This is a genomic window from Paenibacillus sp. V4I5 (genome assembly GCF_030817255.1).
GTDB lineage: Bacteria > Bacillota > Bacilli > Paenibacillales > NBRC-103111 > Paenibacillus_E.
In genome coordinates this window covers 560,688-577,088 of sequence record NZ_JAUSZB010000002.1, presented here as the reverse complement: position 1 = coordinate 577,088, position 16,401 = coordinate 560,688, and the positions used below count along the sequence as shown (strand labels likewise).

At 42.6% G+C, this 16,401-nt stretch carries 17 protein-coding genes and 2 pseudogenes; 17 read left to right on the top strand and 2 right to left on the bottom strand.

The genetic code is table 11. The annotated features are described in order from the left end of the window. Positions 1 to 364: 364 nt before the first annotated feature. Entirely contained in the window at positions 365 to 685 is a 321-nt protein-coding gene (locus tag QFZ78_RS04570) for a CBO0543 family protein (protein ID WP_307545784.1), read from the bottom strand. 471 nt (positions 686 to 1,156) lie between these two features. On the opposite strand from QFZ78_RS04570, the pseudogene QFZ78_RS04565 reads away from it, so the two are divergent. The 16 genes and pseudogenes from QFZ78_RS04565 to QFZ78_RS04490 form a co-directional block, all read left to right on the top strand. Beyond that, positions 1,157 to 1,372: pseudogene (locus QFZ78_RS04565) on the top strand (NUDIX domain-containing protein); the annotation flags it as partial. A 545-nt stretch (positions 1,373 to 1,917) separates the two neighbouring features. Next, positions 1,918 to 2,358: a hypothetical protein gene (locus QFZ78_RS04560; RefSeq protein ID WP_307545781.1), complete on the top strand. Its 441-nt coding sequence runs from the start codon at positions 1,918 to 1,920 to the stop codon at positions 2,356 to 2,358. Between the two features lie 46 nt (positions 2,359 to 2,404). Continuing rightward, positions 2,405 to 3,007: a GNAT family N-acetyltransferase gene (locus QFZ78_RS04555; protein ID WP_307545779.1), complete on the top strand. Its 603-nt coding sequence runs from the start codon at positions 2,405 to 2,407 to the stop codon at positions 3,005 to 3,007. Positions 3,008 to 3,073: 66 nt separating this feature from the next. Further along, a complete protein-coding gene (locus QFZ78_RS04550) occupies positions 3,074 to 3,871 on the top strand; it encodes an ABC transporter permease (RefSeq protein WP_307545777.1) in 798 nt (265 codons plus the stop codon). Positions 3,872 to 3,880: 9 nt separating this feature from the next. After that, positions 3,881 to 4,696: an ABC transporter permease gene (locus QFZ78_RS04545; RefSeq protein WP_307545776.1), complete on the top strand. Its 816-nt coding sequence runs from the start codon at positions 3,881 to 3,883 to the stop codon at positions 4,694 to 4,696. 20 nt (positions 4,697 to 4,716) lie between these two features. Continuing rightward, positions 4,717 to 5,697: an ABC transporter ATP-binding protein gene (locus tag QFZ78_RS04540; protein WP_307545774.1), complete on the top strand. Its 981-nt coding sequence runs from the start codon at positions 4,717 to 4,719 to the stop codon at positions 5,695 to 5,697. Positions 5,698 to 5,933: 236 nt separating this feature from the next. Next, entirely contained in the window at positions 5,934 to 6,470 is a 537-nt protein-coding gene (locus QFZ78_RS04535) for an AAA family ATPase (RefSeq protein WP_307545772.1), read from the top strand. 457 nt (positions 6,471 to 6,927) lie between these two features. Then, the gene (locus QFZ78_RS04530) at positions 6,928 to 7,500 is read left to right on the top strand and encodes a beta-class carbonic anhydrase (protein ID WP_307555484.1); all 573 of its coding nucleotides are present in this window, start codon (positions 6,928 to 6,930) and stop codon (positions 7,498 to 7,500) included. A gap of 253 nt (positions 7,501 to 7,753) precedes the next feature. Further along, a complete protein-coding gene (locus QFZ78_RS04525; protein WP_307545770.1) occupies positions 7,754 to 8,317 on the top strand; it encodes a hypothetical protein in 564 nt (187 codons plus the stop codon). 521 nt (positions 8,318 to 8,838) lie between these two features. Then, a complete protein-coding gene (locus QFZ78_RS04520; protein WP_307545768.1) occupies positions 8,839 to 9,867 on the top strand; it encodes an aminoglycoside phosphotransferase family protein in 1,029 nt (342 codons plus the stop codon). A 370-nt stretch (positions 9,868 to 10,237) separates the two neighbouring features. After that, a complete protein-coding gene (locus tag QFZ78_RS04515) occupies positions 10,238 to 10,504 on the top strand; it encodes a CD3324 family protein (protein ID WP_307545766.1) in 267 nt (88 codons plus the stop codon). Between the two features lie 133 nt (positions 10,505 to 10,637). Beyond that, positions 10,638 to 11,429 carry a class I SAM-dependent methyltransferase gene (locus QFZ78_RS04510; RefSeq protein ID WP_307545763.1) on the top strand — a complete coding sequence of 264 codons (792 nt, stop codon included), beginning with the start codon at positions 10,638 to 10,640 and terminating at the stop codon, positions 11,427 to 11,429. A 127-nt stretch (positions 11,430 to 11,556) separates the two neighbouring features. Then, on the top strand, positions 11,557 to 11,835 hold the full coding sequence (locus QFZ78_RS04505) for a hypothetical protein (protein WP_307545761.1): 279 nt from the start codon (positions 11,557 to 11,559) through the stop codon (positions 11,833 to 11,835). A gap of 257 nt (positions 11,836 to 12,092) precedes the next feature. Further along, positions 12,093 to 12,581 carry a GNAT family N-acetyltransferase gene (locus tag QFZ78_RS04500; RefSeq protein ID WP_307545759.1) on the top strand — a complete coding sequence of 163 codons (489 nt, stop codon included), beginning with the start codon at positions 12,093 to 12,095 and terminating at the stop codon, positions 12,579 to 12,581. A gap of 70 nt (positions 12,582 to 12,651) precedes the next feature. Next, positions 12,652 to 12,981 (top strand): NAD-dependent epimerase/dehydratase family protein, encoded by a 330-nt coding sequence (locus QFZ78_RS04495; protein ID WP_307545756.1) that lies wholly within the window; start codon positions 12,652 to 12,654, stop codon positions 12,979 to 12,981. Further along, entirely contained in the window at positions 12,978 to 13,661 is a 684-nt protein-coding gene (locus QFZ78_RS04490) for an NAD-dependent epimerase/dehydratase family protein (protein ID WP_307545753.1), read from the top strand. Before QFZ78_RS04495 ends, QFZ78_RS04490 begins: the two co-directional genes overlap by 4 nt. Before the next feature lie 430 nt (positions 13,662 to 14,091). Here the strand turns inward: QFZ78_RS04490 and QFZ78_RS04485 are convergent, their stop codons facing one another. Beyond that, positions 14,092 to 15,375 carry an IS110 family RNA-guided transposase gene (locus QFZ78_RS04485; RefSeq protein WP_307545751.1) on the bottom strand — a complete coding sequence of 428 codons (1,284 nt, stop codon included), beginning with the start codon at positions 15,373 to 15,375 and terminating at the stop codon, positions 14,092 to 14,094. A gap of 215 nt (positions 15,376 to 15,590) precedes the next feature. On the opposite strand from QFZ78_RS04485, the pseudogene QFZ78_RS04480 reads away from it, so the two are divergent. After that, positions 15,591 to 16,121: pseudogene (locus QFZ78_RS04480) on the top strand (IS110 family transposase); the annotation flags it as partial. Positions 16,122 to 16,401 lie beyond the last annotated feature (280 nt).

Genomic DNA, 16,401 nt, shown 5'->3' with positions numbered 1-16,401 from the left:
AGGTGCCCGTTCGACATGAACTCCATTTCCTGCACACGGACTGAACCTCGGAGTTCTCTTCCCCAGCTCCATAGAGCAAAAGAGCACCAACCGTAAATCCCTGTAACTTGAAACAGTTCTTTGCCAAAGTTTGAAGCATAATATTGCCGTAAAACCGATTGGTTTTACGGCATTTTCTTCGTTTTATATCAAGTCAAAGGTACCTTAAACCACCACATCAACAAGCAGGTTATACCAACGGAAAGTACATAGGCCAACAACGGCTTTACTTGATGTAAGCGCAGCACGGGAAACATCATTACATCAAAGAGGACAGAATACCAAAATGACCAGCCATTTTGATATGAAATTCTTCCTGTAATTTCTAATATCCATTCTCCACGCCATAAACCGCTATCCACATGGCTATAAATGTAATTTGTTTTTTCCACGGCTGGGGGTAACGTGATAGAAAGATAAGCACCTTCAAAGGCATGGTAACAATAGCATAAACGATTACTGTCATTTCGTGATTGTAGAGGAAATCTGGGTGGAACACCCACATTGGGAAATCTTTTGTTAAATATTCATAAAGAAATCCGCCAGCCATGATGAAGAACATGGAAGCATGATACTGTTTCCAGTTTCTCCAGTCGGCCCATTTCCAAGTAGCATAAATGATGAGTAAAGCGATCGCTAAGTGCACTAACTTAACCTCCGCCTAGGAAAATGTAGTCTCAGCTATAATATCCAATTTCCCCCAAATGGGGAATTACATTCATTTTTTTCTAAAATATTATTAATCGAACAAAGCGATCGGCAATTAGCCACTATGAGGAGCACCTCGGTTGGCTTTGCGTTAAGCTAACTGAGATAGCATAAGTGAACCCCGAGATTACTTTATCTCACTTTTAGCCGAAGTAAGACAAGATTAACTCTCGAAACGATAAAGATCGGTGAAAAGGAAACCAACGATGTTTTCTCAATTGATATTGATTACACTTTACCTCTGATTAAGTTGGAATTTGAATGGTATATCGGATATTCGATTAGAAACGAAAGTTTTACGGTATTTAGGGCATATGGGATTTGCTTTTACAAAGAGAAGCTATTAGTCATCCAAAAGGGGAGTGGTCCGTACATTGGGCGGTACGATCTTCCTTGAGGTACAGTTGAAGCCAATGAGTCGTTATCAGATGCTGTAAAGAGGGAGTTCATTGAAGAAGCAGGAATCAACGTTGACATTAAAAGGAATGTCGGTGTTTGTGATTATTTAATTCCATATGAACTACCCAAAAGGGGCACGACGCATATTCATCATGTAGCTGTTTTTTATTTGGTTCACTATATTGATGGAATGTTGACAAAGGATCCAGAGAAATTTGAAGGATAAGATTCTTTAGGTGCTTTATGGGTGTCAATTAATGATATCGCACCTGGTAATTCCTCACCTCTTGTTATTCAAGTAATAGAATGGTTAAAGACGGAACAATTATTGCTTGAAGTTCAACGATTGGATGATTGGGTCGTATTAGAAAAGTAACACATTCAACTACCCTGAAAGTAGTCAACCAAGAATCTAATTTTCATTATTCCGTGGTGCCCCGATAGGGGCATGGATGGCTAACGGAAAACGCTAGTTGAGTAAAAGTAACAAGATTGAAATCTTATATTCATATGGCTTTAATGATTTTAGCCTATAATACAACTTGACCCCCTTTAAAATATATAAAATTCAGACCCATAGCCCGTTGCTGTGGGTCACTTTTTTGATTATTCAAGTAACGAGCAGGATAGTTCAATTACTGTACGGAATATTAGTTATAATGGAAAGTACTCTTGTTGAGGCTTAATTAATTACTTATGCTGGTTAAATGTGGGAATTGTTTTTTGCCTTTACAGGGGAGGGCACACAACAAAGATTATGAGCATCAGAGGATGATTTGCGCAGTCAACGAGGACGGAAAATTAATCGCTGTGGGATATTTGCGTCAAGGAATAGCAGATGATTACGATGTAATGGAAATTCTGATGCAAGTAAATGAAAACGCTTTTGATCGAATTTCTGAGATTAGAATGGTTTTGTATCCTGCTTTAATTGACATCTGCGAAGCTATTCGTAATCCCGTAAAGAAAACGAAGTTAGTTGGGTGGGATGAATTTGATGGCGACCAAGAATTTTACGTAGAACAAGGTTTCTCCCCTAATCAAACGTATTATTTTGCAAAGCGATCGCATGATAAATCCATTCCTGAGGTCAACATACCAATTGGTGTTGATGTTCGTCATCATCCAATTCAGCGAGTTACATACACCACTGTTGAAATCAATATTTTCAAGGCGTTGTATATAGAAGCGTCAATATGTTGGAATGGATGATGGGTGGTCCAGATCATTTGTTAGATAAGATGTAAAAGGGAGATATATGAAGAACACAAATACACATTCCACTTCCGAAGAAAACATTTTTACGATTGATTGTAAGGATATTATTTTAAGAGAATTCATAATTGATGATTTAGATGGGTTTCATTCTCTAACCTGGCAACCTGAAATACATAAATACTTACCAGGTTGGAACGTATCTAAAGAACAACGGAAAGATTGGTTTATAAACTACGAGATTAAAGGGAACAAACAGTTTCTAAACGCTGTATCGGAAGGTGGGGACATTGGTGAACTCAGTCTTCGTATGGGAATTATATCGAAAGAGTCGGGTGAGTTTATCGGTTGGTGCTGTACGGGAATAAAAGACAAAATGCCGGCTCCAAATAGAGAGATCATGTATGCAATATCAAAGGATCATAGAGGCAAGGGTTATACCACGCAAGCTGCACAAGGGATGATCAAGTATTTATTTGAGAATACGAACGTCGAGGTGCTTAATGCTATAGCTCTTTTACGTAACGAACCGTCGAATAGAGTAATACAAAAATGCGATTTAAATTTTCAAAGTATTATCGAGATTGATAAGGAGAGATATAATTATTACAAACTTAATAAAAGTGAGTGGGAAATCAAGGTGTAGTAGTCTTTCATCGTTAAGCTAACGGATAACTTTAAAGAAGTTGATTTTGTGATGAGGTGACGCCGAATGATACATGCTTACCTGTATATTACCAAAATGCGAATACTAACGAACCTAGCTTATCGATTCGAGGTATTCGCATCGATTGGGACGAACCTGATCTTATTGATTACCTCGGTGTTTCTATGGAAGGCTGCATACGGTGGCGGAATCGTCCAATCGAACACGTTGGAGCTGCAGGACCTGATCACGTATACGGTCATATCTATTATGCTGACCTCCATCTTTGCATGCGGCGTTCAGGATACGATTTACTCCAAGATTCGCGAAGGCCAGATCGTGACCGACTTCTACCGTCCGATTCCTCTTCTGGCCAGTTACTTGGCAGATGACCTCGGTAGCATGCTCAGCGCACTTGTCAACCGAGTTCTGCCGCTCTTCCTGTTCTCCTCGCTGTTTTTCGGTGTACCTCTGCCAGATTCCGTGACGGGGCTCCTGTTGTTTATCCCCAGTTGCCTTCTCAGTTACGCCATCTTGTGGTTGCTTAGTGCGTTCGTGGGACTGATCGCCTTTTGGGTGATGGAGCTAGGCAATATGGGCATGGTGAAAGATGCGATCGTCCGCGTGCTGTCGGGCAGTTTGGTGCCGCTGTGGTTCTTTCCGGATTCGGTGCAGTCCGTATCGAAGTATCTCCCTTTTCAATATACCTACCAAACGCCTATTGGCATATACATCGGCGAGAGCGGAGCATCCGAGGCTTTGCAGGCAATGCTGGTACAGGTCGTCTGGGTTGTCATCTTAATCGTGGCAGTAGCGCTTTTCTGGAAGGTAACGAAAAAGAAAACACTGATCCAAGGAGGCTGAAGCTAACAGATGATTCCCACCTTGAAACATTACGGCTCGGTAGCGGTCTGCTTTGCACGGCTCGCTATTCAACGTCAATTGGAATATCCACTGTTTTTGTTCAGTTGGCTGATTATGATCCCAATCCAATACTTCTCCGGCATCTGGATGCTAAAGATTATCGTCGATAGATTCCAACCGCTGAAGGGCTGGGATTTTCCCGATCTTGCCTTCATCTATGGATTGGGTCTCCTCAGTCACGGCATTCTTGTCGTCTTGTTCATCAATACGTGGCATATGGACCGAATGGTGATCGACGGTGTATTCGACCGGCTGTTACTTCGGCCGATGAATGTGTTCTTCCAATTAGTAGCCAGCTACTTCAACTTCATCGGGCTGATCGATCTCATTCCGGGAACGATCATCTTCATATATGGCTGCAATCTTGTCGGATTTGACTGGTCCATTGCGAATTTCAGCAAGCTCGTTCTCGTGCTGATCGGAGGCGTCCTGATTCGTGCGGCGCTATTTATTAGCTTGGGAACGATTGCATTCTGGACGAAACGGAATTCGTCCATGGTTGGCTTTGCCCTGTCGATGCTCGAACGGGCGACGATGTACCCGCTGAGTATATATCCCTATGCGATTCAGGTTTTGTTTACGTTCTTCATTCCGATTGGGTTTATCAGCTTCTATCCGGCGGTTGAATTTCTCGATAAAAGCAGCGGGTTTCGAATCCCGTTCGATCTGGCACTCTGGACACCGGTGATCGGTCTTATATGCTTCATTCTATCGCAGCAATTGTTCAAATATGGCCTTAAAAATTACGAGAGCGCGGGCTCCTGAGCGAATATGGGGGATGAGGGATGGCAGCAGTAATTGAAGTCAAGGATGTAGTGAAGGAATACGTAGTCGCAAAAAAAGAAAGCGGATTACGGGGCTCGATCAAAGGGCTTCTTTTTCCGGACAAAAAAACGGTCCGGGCTGTAGATGGAATCAGTTTTTCACTTGAGCGCGGCGAGATTCTCGGTTATATCGGACCCAACGGCGCTGGCAAAAGTACAACGATCAAAATGTTGACCGGCATACTGCACCCGACTTCCGGTTCGATCCGGGTATGCGGCGTATCACCGCAAGAGGACCGCAAAGGGGTTGTCAAGCAGCTTGGTGTCGTATTTGGGCAGCGGACACAGCTGTATTGGGACTTGCGGCTCGGGGAATCATTTGAACTTCTGAGGCGAATCTATCAATTGGACAAATCAGCATACGAGGAAAATTTGAAGGAGCTTACCGAAGTACTGAAGCTTAGCGAGTTCATCGACACGCCGGTTCGGCAGCTTTCGCTAGGTCAGCGGATGAGGGGGGATCTGGCGGCGGCGATGCTGCATGCACCTTCGATATTGTTTCTCGATGAACCGACGATAGGCCTTGATGCCGAAGCCAAACATGCCATTCGTAAGTTTATCAAAGAGATGAATCGTCTGCGCGGGATTACTGTTATCTTGACTACACATGATCTCGACGACGTGGAGCAGCTTTGCAGCCGGCTGGTCATCGTCAATCACGGTAAGGTGGTCGAGGATGGCCCTATCGATGAGTTGATCGGCAAGCTGACACCGCGTCGGCTGCTCGTCATCGAGATGCAGGAGCCTAGGGAAGACATTGCCCATCCGTCTGCGGACATTATTCATCAAGAAGGGCTGAAGGTGTGGTATCAGTTTGAAAAAAACCGCATCTCTGCCGCTGAGTTGATCGCAGACCTTTCGCGCAAACTACCGATTCAGGACTTGAGCGTCAAGGAGCCAAACATTGAAGATGCTATTCGGGAAGTCTATAAGACTACATAGTCTATCGACGAGAGGCGTACGTTTTGAAGGTACGAAAAGTACATAGGTGTGATAAAGTGAACTTGTGTTAATTCATTTATATAAACAAGGTTGGACTAACGGAAAGGATAGCTGAATAAACATCAAGAAGTGGCTGCCGGTATGATCGGCAGCCTTTCATTCACCTATCGGGAGTTTAGCGACAGATAGACATATCCAATATATTGTGCTTATCCAGTTGAATGGAGGGTCTAGCCATGGGCATTAGGAATTATCTGATTGAAGGCGTTTCCGGCACCGGCAAAACTTCGGTCTGCAAAGAATTGCAGCGGCGCGGCTACTATGCCATTAATGGTGACCGTGAATTGGCTTATCAAGGCGATCCGGAAACTGGTACACGGACGGATGGCGTCACGCACGAGCACCACATTTGGCATGTAGATAAAGTAAAAGCTTTGGTCGCCAACCAGGATGAGGCGGTAACATTTTTCTGCGGTGGTTCTAGGAACTTTTCGAAATTCATAGATCTATTTGACGGCGTGTTTGTCCTCGAGGTCGACATTGACACATTGAATCGGCGGCTTGACGAGCGACCGGAAAATGAGTGGGGCGGAAAGAAAACGGAACGGGAACTCATTGCGCGATTGCACCAAACGAAAGAAGACATACCGAAAAACGGAATTATAATCGACGCCACCGCACCGATCGAGCACGTCGTTGACGAGATCGTCCGTCAATGCGAAGAAAATAAACGCCAACGACACAAAAACAAAAACGCAGGGAATATTTTATAACTTATTTTTTCAACCCATTAAAATAGGGATATATAATGTATGACACTAAATAGATGTCGGGTGACAAGAACATTATCTCATTAATTACCGCGTAAATCGGTTTTTTTATTTTATGGGATCAAGTTCTTGTCAAAACCCAATGACAAGAACTTGATCCCATTCCCGATTTTGACAAGAACATGATCTCATTCCCGACAGAGCCATTGTAAGAGCATTATTGTTACGCTAACTGGCAGCTTGGACAGGGCTTCAAAACCATACATTACCAATCATTACGACAGTATCATCAGTTGCGTACTGGTAGCGCTTCTGATGGTTCTTTTGCTTTGCATGGATGTTGCAAGACTAGATTCATTTATCGAAACCATCTAATAAGAATAAGGTTTGGCATGTTGAGGGTACTTCGTAGGTTATGATAAGATTATTAGATATCAAGAGAGAAATTGAGGTGAGAAGCTTGGACCGACTTTATGATATGTTACACTTTAACTCGGAGTTTGTAGAGAAGAAGGAATTTGAAAAATATAAAGCATCTAGATTCAAAGATAGAAAGATGGTTGTTGTAACTTGTATGGACTCAAGGCTTACCGACCTTCTTCCCCGAGCGTTAAATATTAAGGATGGAAATTCCAAAATCATTAAAGATGCTGGAGCGATTGTTTTGCATCCATTTGGCAGCGTTATGCGTAGCGTTATTGTTGCTGTATATGAATTAAATGCCGATGAAGTGTTTGTGGTCGGACATCATGATTGCGGGATGAGCTGTATTGACCCTAGCGAAACCATTAATAAAATGAAGGAGAACGGCATATCTTCCGATACTATCGACACCCTCGAAAGCTCCGGAATTAATTTGCAACAGTGGCTACACGGTTTCGATAGTGTTGAAGATTCCGTCAAAGGAAGCGTGCAAACGGTCAAGAACCATCCCCTCCTGCCAAAACACATTCCAGTTCATGGCCTTGTAATCGACCCGGAAACAGGAAAGTTGGATTTAATAGTTGACGGTTATAAACATAAGGAATCGTAGGGAAATCCGAATTGAATGAAGCCTTCCTAGATCACGAAACGCTATTCTGGGGAATACTGAGCTATCGAGAAACGTTAGTTACATACACTATCAAGATAAGGCTGCCGGCAAAATCGGCAGCCTTTGCTCAACTAACGGGCAGGATGCTTATACACTTTTCCACTATTTGGAGTATGTAATTACGCAACATATTGATTCGTTTTGAGTCTAATATCGATTGATAGGTATTTGGATGGAATGAGGTAAGATAAAATTGACGTTTAAAAGAACGATATGGATATTCTTGTTGGTGTTGATGCTAACCGCTTGTAGGGGAGAAATTGATACAGAATCTTCTGTGTATCAGGAGAGTCCAATGGGAGCATTCCAAAGAGAGATTACGCCAATATTGGAAGCTGCTATAAACAAACAATTTCCGAATAATGAGAATGGAGATGCGCTTGCCGAGCAGGCAGTGATTTATTACGAAGATGAAGACGAAAATAACCCCAGAATTGTCTTCCTTGCTTATAATGAAGATACAAAAGAAATGATAGAAATTCGCAAAGAGCTAAAAGAAAAATTCGGTAAAAAAGTAGTTTTTAAGAAAGCAAAATATAAACCGAAATTTCTTCGTGATATGGCAACAGAAATAAGTATTTACTTATTCTCTATACGGAACAATAAGGATATAAACGGTGCCTATTGGAATGCAAAAGAGGAAGTAATCGTGATTGAAGGCAAACTATCAAATAATCAAATGAATGCCTTGAACAATAGGTTTGATCCTAAGTTATTGAAGATCAAAAATAATGAGTTGCATCCTGCGGCATTTTAGAAAAGCAGATCACATCAATCGCTTCTCAGATTCAGCTATTGGAAAACGAGACATAAAGGATCATGGCTACATCGCAGTCGATAATCCCTTTTTACTAATCATTAACAATGTATTTTGTTCTCGCTTGAATGTTAATTCATTAAGAAAAGTTTCAAATTGTACTTTGTGCTTAGATACATTACGGTTATCCTTACCATAGATGACAGGTGAGGTCATTACGCTAACGGGACACGTTAGTTGCATGCGTTACAACGATGAGGCTGCCGGCAAGATTGGCAGCCTCATTACGTTAACGGGCAGAATAGTTATAACAAAAGTCTTCCCAAAATTAGGGATTACATTTGATATAATCATCTAAGCAGCTGGTTTAACGGCTGTCGTCTTCTCAATAGATGAGTTTCTATGCCCCGCAGCATGATAACGAGTATATCCAGGATAATACGAGCTACCTCATCGACAAGAGAACTCGAAACAAAACTCTCGCCATGTGGAGTAAGCAAACGGAGAAAACGGAGGAATAAATGAATATTGAACTTGAAAAGCTGATTTACGCTTTAAACCAACGGTTCAAGACGGATATCATCTATGCCGACTGCCAAACTATGCCGTTACAGGGCGGAACTGTGGGAAATGTGTACCTGGTAACGGGGATCGCCGAAAGCGTGGATGGCAAAAAATTGCCGTACCGTATAGTGCTGAAAATCCAGAATAAATGGGAGCGTTACGGCGATCCGGGCTCATGGCGTCGGGAATATGATCTCTATTCGTCTGACTTGGGAGCGACGTTCTCGCAAGCCCTCCGCTGGCCGACATGTTATCACGCCGAGCTCAATGCCGAAGAAAATGAATACCAGCTGTGGCTGGAATATATCGATGGCGTAACCGGTTTAGACTTGACCGGTGACATGTATGAAAAGGCCGCGCTGGAGTTAGGGCGCTTTCAAGGCAAGTTGTATGCGGAGCAGCCCGCCGTGCTGCAGAGCCTGACCAACCTGAGCCATGCGGATCTCATGAAGAATACGTACCTGCATTATCGGTCATGGCCGGTCGTCTACGATTATATACGCTCGGAGGACTGCGAATTCCCGTTGCACGTGCGGCAAATGCTCATCGACATCGATGAGCAAGCAGACGAGATATTCGCTCGTATCGAAAAATTGCCCCTCGTGCTATGCCACCGGGACTTTTGGGTAACCAACCTGATCTATGCTGAAGGGAATATCGCGCTCATCGACTGGGATACCAGCGGATGGGGCTACCTGGGCGAGGATCTCGCAAGCCTGATCGCAGATGAACCGGATATCGATCACATGGTCGAATACTACCAGCGATGCGTCCCCGCGTATTACAAAGGCTTTTCGGAGTATGCACATGTATCCCGAATCGCCGATCATTGTGTCTATGAGATAATTCTTCTCGTATTCGGGTACAGGCTTGTAGAGGGGTATCTCCACACACAGGCTGATGACGAGAAGACGAAGCATGTCCATACTCTCCAAAAAATCTATGAAATGAAGACAAACCCTGGATGGTCACATCTGGTTACATAGCCTGAATAACGGGACACGATAGCGCAAGAAATCAGGGAGCAGCTCGCCACGCGTCGCTGCTCCCTGGTTTCGTTAAAGTAACGGGCAGGATAGTTGATCAATACTAACGAAATAATTAAGTAATAAAGAGTTAAGAGAAGTTTAGCTTTTAATCACGTAAAAGGAGGTTTACGGCGGTACGATGATAATGATTGGCTTCGTTCAAAATCTAAACGATAAGAAGTGGCTCCGTGCAAAGTCTAAACTATGAACAACGGCGGTTGTTTGTATGGAGCTGGAAATAAGTTGCCGCCATAGTGAAATGATTCTCTTTTGTTTATAGTATAGACTTTGCCCCTTAAAACCAAAATTTTTAAGGAGCAGAGCTAAAATGAAATATGCGAATGCAGTTACCGTCTTTCCAGAAAAATTACTAAAGGAAATACAGAAGTATATAAAAGGTGGAATAATATATATCCCCTCCCCCGAGGAAACGCATAAGAAGTGGGGGCAAAATTCAGGAAGTAGAAAATATTTGGATGATCGAAATGAAGAAATCCGCGAAGGATATTTAAACGGTTCTTCGATTGATGAATTATCAGATACATTCTGTCTTTCTTGCCATAGTATAAGAAAAATCATTTACTCTAAAAAATAATGGATACTAGAAGTCGCATCGGATCCGGTGCGACTTTTTGTGTAAAATTTATTTTCTAGTTGATTATTAAACATTCAAAAAGTTCCGACCTTGCTATAATCTTATTAACAAATTATTGAAGGTGGGTACCTAAATGGATAATGTAAAAGGAATATGGAATGAATGGTCTGAAACATGGTATCAAAGGTATAGAACAGATAAGGCGATAGCAAAAATAATACAAACCCCTGAATCGGCATTTCATCGTACAACATATTCAATGATTAATAAGGCCTTGCCGAATTTGGATGGAAAGAAAGTATGTGTTCCTTCAAGTGGAGATAACCATGCAGTCTTCGCTTTTCATTTAATGGGGGCAAGGGTTACATCGTGCGACATATCGGAAAGACAAATAGAAAACAGCTCGAACTTGGCTCGAAAAAATGGATGGGACATTGAATTTATATGCGATGATACTATGCAACTAAGTAACATTAAAAGTGATGAATATGATTTTGTATACACATCGAATGGAGTCCATGTTTGGATTAATGATTTAAACTCCATGTACAACAATATAAGAAGAACTCTTAAAAGCAATGGTGCGTATATCATGTTTGATATTCACCCATTTAGTCGCCCTTTTGCTATAGAAAAAGAGAAAATAACTGTAGTAAAGCCATATGACTCAATTGGACCTTTTTTTATAGATGAGGTTCCAAGACTTCATTGGCGTATGCAGGATATAGCGAATGCTATTATTTCATCAGGTCTATGTGTTAAGCATATCGAAGAAATGTATGCAGAGGATGGCTCATTTTGGATCGATGAGTCAAAAGATGAAGGGAAATCGCTCTCAAAACAAGAACTAAATGACTTGTGTAACTGGAAAATAAATCCCATGGCAGCCCTTCCTCAATGGTTTTCGATACATGCAGTTAAGTAAACCGGTTCAGGTAACCCATTAACCTAACTGGGAACAATAGTTCAATATCAATAGGGCTGTCTCGTGCAGACCCTTGCACAGACTTTAAAACCAGGATAATAATGTACGAGAGGATGATACAATGTCGATGTCGAAGAGAAAGCATAATTGGGTTATATCTATCACGACATTGTTGGTGATTTATTTGTTTTTCTTTCCCACTCCAACGGCGGAATTAGCGGTTAGGAAGCATTTATTCTTCTCTCTCCATCCGATTAAGGTTTTCAGTGCTCAAGTTAAAGGGACGGGAAGTACTTCTTTTGGGGGAGCGAAATTGTACTATGTAGGTGATGTATCCCGATCGTTTATTTGGGTGAAGAAAAATATGTTAGGTTATCGTGTGATTGCGGATGGAACTGGACCATGATTTTTACGAACGCACTGCGGTCCAATGCCGACAGACAACAGTGGGGGAGGAAGTTTTGAGTTTTTGGGGTAATAGGGTTAATAAGGTTTAATGCCTGTTGAACTAACGGGAGACGATAGCGCAACAAACAAGGGGAGCAGATCGCGGCAGCTGCTCCTTTTCTCATTGAAGTAATGGGCAGGTTTCAGCAAAACAAGGAACCATCCCTTGTTCTAGCGAATTGATAACAGGGCATCTAATTCGAGGAGGAAAGATAAGTGGTTCAACTAACCCCTGTTTCGGAAGATAATAAGGAAGTTCTTTATAACCTTTATCAGTTATATCATTATGATTTTAGTCAATTTTCTGCGATAGACATAAACGGCTCTGGGTTATATGAAATCAGTTTGGAACACTACTGGCAAGATCCTAGATGGAACCCATTCTTTATTTATTGTGCAGACAAAATTGTTGGTTTCCTTGTTGTTTTATTTGAAAATTATGATGTTGATCCAGATCCTACACACGTTATTTATGATTTTCTGGTTCTTAGGAAATTTAGAAGAAACGGAATAGGAAAGGAAGCCGCAGTAAGGACCTTTGATTTATATAAGGCAAATTGGAAAGTTGCTCAAAAGAGTTCCAACGAGCCTGCTATTCTATTTTGGCGTCATGTAATTAGGGAATACACGGGTGATAGATACACGGAATTATTTAGGCAAGACCTAAATAAGTATGTTCAAACCTTCAGCACTAAAGGATCATAAATAACGAACGTTCATTGAACTATCGGGAACAAGAGCTCAAACTGTACATTCGGTTGGGAGGGATTGTAAGATGCGGATTCTGATTATTGGAGTCACTCGGTTTATTGGACCTTTTCTTATTAAAGAACTGATTAATAAGGGACATGAGGTTGCTGTATTTAGTCGCGGAAATAATAAACTCGATCCTTCTTTCTCGAGCAAGATAACTTATTTTGTTGGTGATACAAGCCAACTGATGGATTACAAAGATAAATTTAAAAGTTTCGCACCGCATGTCGTGGTACACATGATTGCTTATACTGAAAAAGACGCTCGGATGGCAATGAATACGTTTGAGGGTATCACGGATCGGATTGTGGTTTCCAGCAGTATGGATGTTACCAAGCCTATGGTAATTTGATTCGTCTGGAAAACGTTCCGACCATTCCAGTACCGTTTAATGAAGACGGTCCGTTAAGAACGGAACTCTATCCCTACGGCGGTGATTATGAAAAGCAATTGGTTGAAAACACTGTCTTAAGTAAACCCCTTCAATTGCCTGGTACTGTCCTAAGGCTTCCGATGGTATATGGCGAGGGTGATTCATCCAATAGACTATATAAATACGTAAAGCGCATGCTTGATAATCGAAATGCCGTTATACTTGATGATCTATATGCCAACTGGCGCGGCACTCGCGGACATGTTGAAAACGTAGCGCATGCTATAGCGTTGGCAGCAACAAATGAAGTTGCCAAAAACCGCATATATAACGTTGGTGAAGAAGTGTCTCTTTCAGAAAAGGAATGGGTTCAATTGATTGCAAAGGTTATGAAGTGGGATGGGAAAGTTCACAGCATTCCCAGAAGCGATTTACCTGAGCAACTGATCTATTCGTTGTTGGATTTACGACAAGATTGGGTTGTGGACACTTCGCGCATACGGAATGAACTAAACTATAGCGAACTGGTATCTATAGAAGAAGCGGTTTCTCGAACTGTTGACTGGGAAGAAAACAACCCTCCGAAAGAACTTCACCCCAAAGATTTCCCGAGATTTGATTATGAATCAGAGGATTTGGTGTTGACAAAGATAGTCTGAATGATTGAGCTAAACATTCCTCCCTCTGTATGAAAGGTTTTTCTCGCTAATGCTCGCTCATTCGCAGGATATCTGCCCCTTTTATGGAGGATACCGATTGAATTTCTAGGATAGTTACTAGACTCTATGAAATTTAGGCATGCGGGAACAGAGGGAAAGTACCATCTCCCATATTCATCCAGTATGAGCGCTATTCTCCACGATGCCCTTGGAGGTTCACCCTCCCATGTCTCAACGGGTCTATGCCCTTACATTCCTTCGTTATACCTGTCCAAGAGGTGGAGGCCGGTGATGCTGTTAAGCAACGGGTCTGTGCCCTTTTGAATGTTTCACTCGGTACTGCCAGCGCTATTTATAGCTGTTTATCCTGCGAATGAGCCAACATGCAAAAACAAAGATGTGTTACGACGACTTAGCAATTAAAACGACTTTAAGCTGCCTCCTGCAGAGGCATCGCAATTGTAGGATCAAAATGATCCTTACTTCGTGAAATCCCAATCAGAATACGGGCGAGCTTGCCAATGAGTTTAAAAATGGAGCGGTTCTTCTTCATTTTCTTCACTTGAACGTTGTGGTCATGCCATGACCGGAAAGCCGGATTGTTCGTAACTAGATGCACTACGGCGAGATACAGGTACTTGCGTAACTGACGCCTTCCTCGTTTGGAGATAACGATTTTACCCTTATGCTTACCAGAGCTGTCCTCTGCAAGATTTAGACCGGCATGAGAAAGAATTTGGTTGCCGTGTGTATAGTTACGTAGGTCTCCGGTTCCGGCCAAAATGGCGGCGATGAAGAGCGTACTGAGCCCTTTAATGGAGCGTAGAGGAGTAGTGATGTCGGGAATCATATCCAGCAACTTCAGGATCTCCTGCTCAATCTCTTTCAGCCTTGCTGCAAGCTTCTCGTAATCTTCAAGGAGGTACTTCAGGTTTTGCCTTTCTTCCTGCTCGCAAGTGGTACGTCCAATGGAACGACGGGATACAGCAAGAAGTAGAGCCGCTTTCTGTAGACTGCTGGAACCGCCGGCACGTTTCATATGCTTCCGCCAACCTGTAATGATCTCCTCAGCGGATAGAGCCTTGAGATCTATCGGTAAGGGAAAAGACTTGAGTGTTGCAATCGAACGCGGAATTGTCCAATCCTTAAATATTTTTCCATATTCAGGGAAGTTGATGTCTATCCAGCGAAAGATTCGATTTTTTATGTGGGCAAGGTCCTTCGACCAGGACTCCCGATTGTTCATGATTGTGCGTAAACGCTGATATATCGCTTCATTTGGGGCGTAGAGAGAGTAAAATCCGCGACATACGGCATCTGCGATCACCAGAGCGTCTTTCACATCATTTTTGGACTGGGAATTATCTCGATTTTCCTTGTTTCGCTTCGTTGTTAGCGGGTTCACCAGCACCAGTTCGATTTGCCTGGCAGTCAGCCAATCCGCTAAGTTAAACCAATAGTGACCTGTTGGTTCAAGTCCAATAAGCACGGAAGTGTAACCGTGACTTTCTTGGAGTTTCTGATACCAATGTAGCAGTTTCGTAAAGCCGTCATCGGAATTTCTAAAGGAAATGTATCGTCCAATCTCGATTCCACGAAAATTGACCGCACGTGCAACGTGTGTTTCCTTAGCAATATCGATGCCGATTACAAGATGCTGAGTTGTAATTCTCTCAATACGTTGATTTTCCGCGTAACGTTGTTTAAACTTCATAGTAAAGCGTCCTCCTCAATATGGGTCTGTAAGTCACTGGCGGTGACATGATCCATCATACAGGGACGCTTGTACTTTTTTCAAAGCCAAAATCTTAGCATCTACAGGAATGCTGTAAGTACTAAGATTTGGACTTTGTCAAAAAAGGAGCGCCTCGGTATGATGGGTTTGTGCACGGGTTAGAAACCCAATACCATCAAGGAGGCGCTCTTACTATGAAGTTTAAACAAAACGATGGACAAAATCAACGTATTGAACGAATTTCCACCTCTCACCTTGTAATTGGCATCGACATGGCGAAGGAAATTCATGTAGCGCAAGCCACTAACTTTCGGGGTATCGTTCTTGCCAAGCGACATCTATCATTTACAAACGACTTAGAAGGATTCGAAAGATTACAACGTTGGATGGCTGAATTACAACAGAAGCACCAATTGAAGACCCTAATCATCGGTATGGAGCCAACCGGACACTACTGGTTTAACCTGGCCAATTGGCTTTCAGACAAGGAAATAAATGTTGTCATGGTGAATCCTGCAACCACTAAACGAAACAAGGAGAACCGGGATAATTGTCCTTCCAAGAGTGATCCTAAGGATGCACTTGTCATCGCAGACGTTGTCTGTCGAGGCTATTACTATGAATACACAAGACAGGCTACCGTCTTTCAAAGGTTGCGGACGATAATGAGTGACCGGGAATTTTGGGTGACAAATAGTGTCCGGATGCAGAACCGGATCATCCGTGATTGCTAGGCTAATCTGTTAGAAGGCGTGCGGGAACAGAGGTGGAAGTAGCCTCACCCAAATTGTTCCAAATGCTGCACGTATTCTCCACGTAGCCCTTAGTGATTGTCGCTCCCATGTCGGGGCGGGTCAAAGCCCTTTCATTCCTTCGTCACACCTATCTAAGGGGTGGAGGTCGGTCTTTCTAACGGAACGGGTCAGAGCCCTTTTGCGTAACGTATCCCGATACTCCGTGCTTTCTTTTGTCATCCTGCGAATACACCAAATCACGTAGAATGTG

Coding starts and splice junctions, on each gene's coding strand:
- QFZ78_RS04485 (WP_307545751.1), bottom strand. CDS start 15,375: ATGAAGTTTAAACAACGTTACGCGGAAAATCAACGTATTGAGAGAATT.
- QFZ78_RS04555 (WP_307545779.1), top strand. CDS start 2,405: ATGAAGAACACAAATACACATTCCACTTCCGAAGAAAACATTTTTACG.
- QFZ78_RS04495 (WP_307545756.1), top strand. CDS start 12,652: ATGCGGATTCTGATTATTGGAGTCACTCGGTTTATTGGACCTTTTCTT.
- QFZ78_RS04505 (WP_307545761.1), top strand. CDS start 11,557: ATGTCGAAGAGAAAGCATAATTGGGTTATATCTATCACGACATTGTTG.
- QFZ78_RS04510 (WP_307545763.1), top strand. CDS start 10,638: ATGGATAATGTAAAAGGAATATGGAATGAATGGTCTGAAACATGGTAT.
- QFZ78_RS04550 (WP_307545777.1), top strand. CDS start 3,074: ATGATACATGCTTACCTGTATATTACCAAAATGCGAATACTAACGAAC.
- QFZ78_RS04540 (WP_307545774.1), top strand. CDS start 4,717: ATGGCAGCAGTAATTGAAGTCAAGGATGTAGTGAAGGAATACGTAGTC.
- QFZ78_RS04560 (WP_307545781.1), top strand. CDS start 1,918: ATGATTTGCGCAGTCAACGAGGACGGAAAATTAATCGCTGTGGGATAT.
- QFZ78_RS04545 (WP_307545776.1), top strand. CDS start 3,881: ATGATTCCCACCTTGAAACATTACGGCTCGGTAGCGGTCTGCTTTGCA.
- QFZ78_RS04535 (WP_307545772.1), top strand. CDS start 5,934: ATGGGCATTAGGAATTATCTGATTGAAGGCGTTTCCGGCACCGGCAAA.
- QFZ78_RS04515 (WP_307545766.1), top strand. CDS start 10,238: ATGAAATATGCGAATGCAGTTACCGTCTTTCCAGAAAAATTACTAAAG.
- QFZ78_RS04520 (WP_307545768.1), top strand. CDS start 8,839: ATGAATATTGAACTTGAAAAGCTGATTTACGCTTTAAACCAACGGTTC.